The organism is Microbacterium sp., from assembly GCF_031178525.1.
Lineage (GTDB): Bacteria > Actinomycetota > Actinomycetes > Actinomycetales > Microbacteriaceae > Microbacterium.
The window spans coordinates 1-4,092 of record NZ_JAPSJA010000204.1; the positions used below are offsets into that span (position 1 = coordinate 1).

The 4,092-nt window shown below is 71.8% G+C and carries 3 protein-coding genes and 1 pseudogene; all 4 read right to left on the bottom strand.

What is annotated here, in order from left to right:
- A pseudogene (locus RIF89_RS11535) lies at nucleotides 1–816 on the bottom strand (hypothetical protein); the annotation flags it as partial.
- Complete coding sequence (gene pilM / locus RIF89_RS11540; RefSeq protein ID WP_309069255.1) at nucleotides 813–1,817, bottom strand: type IV pilus assembly protein PilM; 1,005 nt, start codon at nucleotides 1,815–1,817, stop codon at nucleotides 813–815. The gene pilM and the pseudogene RIF89_RS11535, both read right to left, overlap by 4 nt.
- Nucleotides 1,818–1,830: 13 nt before the next feature.
- Nucleotides 1,831–2,658, bottom strand: coding sequence for a prepilin peptidase (locus RIF89_RS11545; protein ID WP_309069256.1), 828 nt, complete (start codon nucleotides 2,656–2,658; stop codon nucleotides 1,831–1,833).
- A partial coding sequence (locus tag RIF89_RS11550; RefSeq protein ID WP_309069257.1) for a hypothetical protein occupies nucleotides 2,655–4,092 on the bottom strand: 1,438 nt, incomplete at its 5' end. The genes RIF89_RS11550 and RIF89_RS11545, both read right to left, overlap by 4 nt.

A 4,092-nucleotide genomic window follows, 5' to 3' on the forward strand; every position in this document is an offset into this window, starting at 1 on the left:
CAGCAGAGACCTGTTGCGTGCCTGACGCCACTCGCGCGCGGCTTTGAGCTCGGGCGGGAGGAGGTCGACCTTCGGAACGCCGCCGATACGCAGCTGGTCGGCCCTCGCCCTCGGGGCCCTGGCAACCGCGACCGGCTGCGGAACCGCCTCGGGCTGCGCCTTCCTGCCCTTGGCAGCCTTCGGCCGCTTCCCGGGCTTCGAGGGTCTGCCCGACGGAGTGGTGGCCGGGGGCGGGGTGAGCGATGCGTGGCCGTCGGACGCGGACAGCAGCGCGTCCAGCGTCGTCGGCTCCTCGCGCGCAGCGGGTGAGGGAACCGGCGCGGGATGCGCCGCCGACTGCCCGTCCTGCACAGAAGCGGACGCCGTCCCATGCGTCGCCGTGGGGCCGAGGCCGTACGCGGGCGCCGCGGGGGGCTCCCACGCGGGTGCCGCGGGCGGCGAGGACGTCGCGGTCGCAGGCTCCCAGGCGGGGGCGGACTGCTCGGCGGCCGACTGCACCGTGGCGGACTGCACGACCGAGTCCCACGCGGGCATGGCGCGCTCGGCCTCGGGCTGCGGTGGCGCCACAGCCGCCGGCGCGACGGACGCCGGTGGGAGCGGCGCGGGCGGCGCTTCCGGGGACGGTGCGGCCTGCACCGACACCGGATCGGTGCCGAGCCGGGCACGGCGCGTCCGGCGGTTCTCGACCGGTTGCATCCCGTCGTCCGCCGTGACGATCGGGATCGACTCGGTGCTCGTCGAGCGGGCCGACACCGGCGCGGCATCGGAGCGGGGCGAGTCGATCGGGTACGACAGCCGCGACTCGTCCGGGCTCATAATGCCGCTCCCAGGGCGAGGCCGATCGCGACGCCCGGCGAGCCCGCGGTCAGCGCCCGCGGATCGACGTTCTTGCCGATCCGCATGCCGTGCAACGGGTCTGCGGGCGTCACCATCCGGCGGATGCGTGCCTGCAGCTGGTCGTGCAGCGACGGGATGCCCGCCGCGCTCCCCGTCAGCAGGATGTGCTGCAGCTCGCCGTCGACGTGCGTGTTGGCGTAGTAGTCGAGCGTGTTCGCGATCGCGTTCACGAGTGGCGAGGCCGCCTCGAACAGCGCCTCGCGATCCGGGTGCTCGTCGTGCAGCATCCGCAGGGCGCTCTCCTCGTCGGCGGCGAGCACCGTCGCGAGCTGGCGGACGACCTCGTCGCCGCCGCTCGGGATGATGCGCAGGAACTGCGGCACGCCGTGCACGGCGATGAGCACGTTCGTGCTCGAGGAGCCGATCTCGATGAGGCCGACGGTTCCCTGGGCGATGGCGCCGCGCAGGTGCGTGCGCGCCAGTGCGAACGGCACGAGATCGACCGATTCGGGATGCAGCTTGGCGCGCCGCACCGTCCGGACGTTGTCGTCCACCGCATCACGGGCCGCCGCGACGAGCAGCCCGCGCACGCGACCCGGCTGATCCACCGGCCGCTCGATCGGGTAGAAGTCCATGAGAGCCTCGTCCGTGGGGAACGGCAGCAGCTCCTCGGCGTACATCGGCAGAGAGGCACGCACCTGGTCGGGACGCCCGTCCTCGACGATCAGCGGACGCGCAATCACGCGGTGCGAGCCGATGCCGAGCGCGACGGCGCGCGTCGAGAACTTCGCCGCCTGCCACAGGCGCTGCAGCGCATCCGCCACGGTGTTGGGCTCCATGACCTCGCCGTTGCTGATGGCGCCGGCGGGAAGCCGCACCTCGCCGTAGCGCTCGATGCGCGGCTCGGACGTGCCGATGCCCGAAACCTCGGCGGCGCGCACCGACTCGCTGTCGAAGTCGAGACCGATCATCCTGGCCATGAAAGCTCCTTCCTCAGCCCAACCCGAACAGCGCGAGGTAGGCGCTGGCAAGCGGGTTGCCGAACAGGATCCCGATCCAGGCGCCGGCGATCATCCATGGTCCGAACGGGATCCCGCCGCGACGCCCGATCCGGCGGGTGAGGATCAGCGCGAGCCCGACGAGTGCGCCGAACGCGAACGCCGCGATGAAGCCGACCGCGAGAGCGCCCCACCCGGTCCATCCGAGGAAGAGGCCGAGCGGCAGGGCCAACTTCACGTCCCCCATGCCCATGCCGCCCGGCTTCACGAAGGCGATCGCGAGATAGATCGCGCTGAGCGCGATCGCCCCGGCCCCCGCGCGCAGCGCCGCTGCGCCGTCGCCTTCGATCAGCGCCGCCGTGCCGAGAAGGATCGCGCCCGTCACCAGGAGGGGGAAGACGAGTGCGTTCGGCAGGCGATGCGTGTCCAGGTCGATCGCCGCAAGGGCGACGCCGAACGCCGCGAACGTGAGGAACGCGACCAGCTCGAGGCCGACCGCCCACGCCGCGGATGCGCTCGACGCGGTGACGAGGTCGGGTCCCATCGTCACCGCGACGAGCACGAACAGGGCCCCGGTGATCGCCTCGACGATCGGGTACCGGGGCGAGATGCGTGCGCCGCAGTCGCGGCACTTCCCGCGCAGCAGCAGCCACGACAGCACGGGGACGTTGTCGTACGGCCGGATGGCATGCCCGCACTTCGGGCACGCGCTCGCCGGCGCGACCACGGACTCGCCGCGCGGCACGCGCCAGGCGACGACGTTCAGGAACGAACCGATCGCGAGCCCGAGCGCGCCGGATCCGGTGGCGACGAGGGGGATCATGGGATCCACCTCTCGGCGCTGTCGGGGGCGGTCGTGTAGGCCGTGAGCTCGCGGGCGGATGCGGGCGAGCTCGGCTGGCCGGTGCTCAGGTCGAAGCCGGGGAGGCCGGCGGGCGTGTACGTCAGGGTCGCGCCGCCCGCCACGGTGACGGCTCCCGCGAAGATCTGTCCGCGCACGTTGAGGCTCGACGCGATCTCGACGCGGCATGGCGAGTAGAACATGACGGGCACGTTCGTGAAGTAGAAGCCGCCGCCGATCTTGAGCTGCTGGTTGTTGCAGGTGGGGAGATGATCGGCCGTCGCGTCCTCATTGATGAGCCATAGCTGGTCGCCGTCGGCGCTCGCGAAGCTCGCGCTGCCGGCGAGGTCGAACTTCTTCGCGAAGATGGCCAGGTCGTTCTCGATCGTGAGCTTCTGATAGTCGGAGATCGTCACGATATTGAGGCACGCCCGCGCGTCGATCAGTCCCGGGCGGCCCGCGATGGTCGCGATGGCGGCGCTGAACGAGTCGTAGGTGCAGTTGCCGCTCAGCGTCACGGGCGTGAAGCCGGCCCACATCTCGGGGTCGTACGGCAGATCCACCCAGTCGGCGACGACGGGCGCGGCGGGGGCGGCGGGCGCTCCGACCGGCGTGCCGACGATCGGGGTCGGGGAAGCCTGCGGTTTGCCGGTGCCGGTGACGGCGACGCCCGCGCGGATCTGTCCCTTGATGTTGACATCGTGCGAATTGAGGTTCGCGGTGCCGTTGACCCAGACGCTGCCGTAGCGCGGCGTGGTGGTGCGACCGACGGTGGCGCCCTCGTAGAAGAGGTCCGTGCCGACCGTCATGTTCGTGCTGATGGTGGTGCCCCAGCCGATGGTCGTCTTGCCGCGCGACCAGGTGCTGCCCGAGATCGTGCCACCCGTGAGGTGCAGGTTCTGTGCGAGGAGGTCGCCGCCGATCTTCGCGTCGCCCGTCGTGCTGGCGTCGCCGGACGCCCAGACGTTGCCCGCCACGACGCAGGAACCCTGCGCCGTGAAGGTGCCGCTCCTGATCACCCAGTCGGCGTCGCCCGAGCTGCCGCCGTCGCACGTGACGTTCCCCTCGCGCACGTGGACGCTCGGCTCCAGCCCGTTCTCGGCGACGAGCTTTCCGGAGCCGCCCATTCCCTGCGAGCTGTACGCGAACACGGCGGGACCGCTGGGGTTGAGCGGCACGGGCGAACGGCTGTACACCGCTTCGAGGCTGCGCTTGACGCCGCTCTTGGCGGTGTAGCCCGGTGCGCCGGCGTAGCCGGTCGACACGATGCGCGCCGCCTGGGTGTCGCTGGGGCAGCCGAGCTGCTCACCCGTCGCGGTGCGCTTGAGGACAACGGCGCGGTAGAACGGGGCGCCGTTCGCCGTGCCGCTCTGGTAGGTCGGGCCGTGCGTTGTGCAGCGGCCGGCCTCGAGATCG

Coding starts and splice junctions, on each gene's coding strand:
- pilM (WP_309069255.1), bottom strand. CDS start 1,817: ATGGCCAGGATGATCGGTCTCGACTTCGACAGCGAGTCGGTGCGCGCC.
- RIF89_RS11545 (WP_309069256.1), bottom strand. CDS start 2,658: ATGATCCCCCTCGTCGCCACCGGATCCGGCGCGCTCGGGCTCGCGATC.